The 799-nt window shown below is 41.9% G+C and carries 1 pseudogene; it reads left to right on the top strand.

The features are described 5' to 3' along the window. Positions 1 to 24: 24 nt before the first annotated feature. A pseudogene (locus A3763_RS25895) lies at positions 25 to 799 on the top strand (hypothetical protein); the annotation flags it as partial.

The raw sequence follows: 799 nt of genomic DNA, 5'->3' as shown, positions 1-799 counted from the left end.
GGCGCCAAGATTCATTCAATCTCTTTGTCAAAAAATGCTGATAAATCCTTAATGGATAAGTTAGCTATTCAAACGGGTGGACAATCGGCGGTTGCCGAGACCCCTGAAGACCTGACTCGAATTTTTCTCCAAGCTCTTGAACAGGCCGTTCCTAGTGAGCAGGTACCTATCGAGGGAAATGAGTTTGTTATCGATTCTAGCATCGAAGAATTTACTGCTTTGATCTTTAGAGGGGATGGCAGCATTCCGACCGAAATTCTATCTCCTGATGAAAAAGTATATAGCTATGAAAACCAGGGTGAGGATATCAAATGGTATCAGGATAAAGGTTATGACTTGATTACTGTCAGTCGTCCTTTAGAAGGCACGTGGAAGATTAACTCCGAAGTTCAACCAGGAAGCCAGGTGACAGTGGTTAGTAACTTGCAGCTTAATGTTAGCAAACTACCGGTCAATTTCTTCGCTGGTGATCCCTTGAATGTTGACGTTAGCTTTAGTGAAGAAGGGAAGACAGTTACTAATCCTGATTTTTTGCAGTTATTAGATGTGCAGCTGCAGCTTAAAACAGAAAGCAATAAAACGGCTAAGAAGTCTATGTCGGATGAGGTTCCTGAAGACGGCGTTTTTAGAGAAGCTATTCGTAAGTTAAGTAAGGTCGGTCAGTATGAAGTGACGGTCTTGGTTGATGGGAAAACCTTTAAGCGTAAGAAACGCCAGATTATTAATTTGAGAGCGCCTTTTGATTTTGAATTTTCGGTTAAAGGGGAAGGAGATGAAGCTCATTATGCGCTAGTGGTCA

Source organism: Oleiphilus sp. HI0128 (assembly GCF_001635365.1).
Note: the sequence above shows the minus strand (reverse complement) of the source record. Positions and strands in the feature narration are given on the sequence as shown.